3 protein-coding genes and 1 pseudogene are annotated in these 2,211 nt (G+C 38.7%); 2 read left to right on the forward strand and 2 right to left on the reverse strand.

Translation table 11 applies throughout. The features are described 5' to 3' along the window. Together HMPREF2794_RS00650 and HMPREF2794_RS00655 are read left to right on the forward strand one after the other, a co-directional pair. On the forward strand, positions 1-812 hold an 812-nt coding region (locus HMPREF2794_RS00650; RefSeq protein ID WP_070750544.1), incomplete at its 5' end, for a replication initiation protein. Between the two features lie 80 nt (positions 813-892). After that, a complete protein-coding gene (locus tag HMPREF2794_RS00655; protein ID WP_070750547.1) occupies positions 893-1,588 on the forward strand; it encodes a hypothetical protein in 696 nt (231 codons plus the stop codon). A gap of 35 nt (positions 1,589-1,623) precedes the next feature. Here the strand turns inward: HMPREF2794_RS00655 and mbpC are convergent, their stop codons facing one another. Next, complete coding sequence (mbpC, locus tag HMPREF2794_RS00660; protein ID WP_070750548.1) at positions 1,624-2,073, reverse strand: mobilization protein MbpC; 450 nt, start codon at positions 2,071-2,073, stop codon at positions 1,624-1,626. Continuing rightward, positions 2,030-2,211 (reverse strand): annotated as a pseudogene (locus tag HMPREF2794_RS27385) (mobilization protein); the annotation flags it as partial. The pseudogene HMPREF2794_RS27385 and the gene mbpC, both read right to left, overlap by 44 nt.

The raw sequence follows: 2,211 nt of genomic DNA on the forward strand, positions 1-2,211 counted from the left end.
TGCATGTATCTGACGTTATTTTTTCCGGACGTGACTACAACGAAATCATAGCTGCACTCGATTCACTGGCTGGACGTTTTTTCACTTACGAAGATGATGATGAATGGTGGAAATGTGGATTTATATCTAACCCGAAATACAAAAAGCATACCGGTATTATAACATTTCGTGTATCTAATGACCTTTGGGACGTGTTTACCAAATTCGCAAAAGGATATAGGGAGTTTGAACTAAACAAGGCTCTTGCGCTGCCTACGGGCTATTCGCTTAGGTTTTATATGCTCATGAGTGGGCAGGTGTACCCTTTGGATATATCACTGGACAACTTAAAAGAACGACTTGGCATACCTGCGGACAAATACAAAGACAAAAACGGAAAAGACAGAATCGACAACTTCGAGGAAAGAGTATTAAAACCAGCAAAGGCTGCGCTTGATGAAAGCTGCCCATACACATTCAACTACGTAAAAGTGCGTGAAAACCCTAACAACAAACGTAGTAAAGTAACTGGATTTAGATTTTACCCAGTATATCAACCTCAATTCAGGGATGAAGAACTGGAAGTAAAAGAACTTCAAGCGAAAGTAACGGCACGCCACCAAATAGATAACCATGTGTACGAATATCTCCGTTATTCCTGTGGCTTCACTTCGGAAGAAATAAACCGGAACAAGGAAACGCTTATAACTGCACAAGAAAAAATAGCCGACCTTATAGGAGAACTGGCAATTCTAAACGGAAAATCACGAGAGAAGAACAACCCTAAAGGGTGGATTATAAACTCTCTCAAAGGGAAAATAAAAGACAGCTAAACAACTAAAAGTACCTCCCTAAATGTCATATTTTCAAATCATTTTCTAAATTTGCAATTGTAATCTTTAAATATTTATTCATGAAGAAGAAAAATTCACTGTTATTTATACTGCTAATGTATTCTTTGACAATGTTAGCACAGAAAGATATAACAAAATTTATGGGAATCCCCGTAGATGGATTTAAAAAAGATATGATTCAGAAACTTAAAGCTAAAGGGTTTGAATACGACAATGAAATCGATCTTTTAACGGGTGAATTTAATGGCGAAAAAGTAAATATTTTTGTCGCTACTCAAAGCAATAAAGTATGGAGGATTGTCGTAGCAGATGCGATAGAAAGGAACGAGCATGATATTAAAATTAGATTCAATAACCTTTACGACCAATTCAACGATAACCCTAAATACGTTCCTAAATTGGAAGATAACGATTATATTTCTGAAGACATTAATCTTGCATATGAAATGAAGGTTAGAAACAAAAGATTTGAAGCTGGATTCATGCAAATGACAAATCCCAAAAGTCCTCAAAACTCACCAGAAAAGATACAACAAGAATTAACTCAAAAAATAAGCGAGATATGTCCAGCCGAAGAATTTATAAGAAAATCAGAAAAAGAAAAAGAGGACATAACCAAAGAAGCAGCAATGAACATCGTACAAGAAGCTGCAATGCGCTCCGTATGGTTTATGATTAGTGAAAAATATGGCAAATTCTCACTAATTCTTTTTTACGATAACGAATATAATAATGCTCATGGGGAGGACCTCTAAAAAACAAATAGACGACGTACATTTTTGTACGTCGTCTATTTGTTGCCCTTTTGTTCTATTGCCTGCTCTTGGTAATATTCGTAATACCGTTTGTAGTTATCCCGGTCTTTGGCTGCATCCACCCAAAGATAACACATGAGGCAAGCGAACAAAAGGGAAATAACGACACAAAGAATGGAGTAGAACGAAACCCGTTTATCCACATAGCCACCGCTTTTCATCCTGTTCCCCTGCCGTTCAAAGTCCGCTAACACGTTTTTTAGGCATTTTTCAGCACTTTCAAGGCTTTCCCCGTCTATCTGTACCTTTTTGGATGTTGCGTCCTCTATGCGTTTCGTATAGACTTCCACACGCTTCAATTCTTGATATACCAGTTCTACCGCAAGCTGCGGGTTCACTTTCGGGGTGGTGTCTTTCCTGCGTGGTCGGTATTGTCCTTGCTTAGAGGTGGAAACCTCCTTTTCCGGACGTGAGTTTGTTTCCATGTGATATGTTCATTGAGTTATACTTCAGTTTGCTTTGTGTCCTCTCGATATGGGCGAAAGTGTAGCCTTTCCCTATCTCGCTTGCCTTGTACTCCGTACCGCTCCGGGCTGTGACATAGTAGCCGTTAAGTTTCCCGG

Origin of the sequence: Bacteroides sp. HMSC067B03, from assembly GCF_001811315.1 — a bacterium.
Classification (GTDB): domain Bacteria; phylum Bacteroidota; class Bacteroidia; order Bacteroidales; family Bacteroidaceae; genus Bacteroides; species Bacteroides faecis.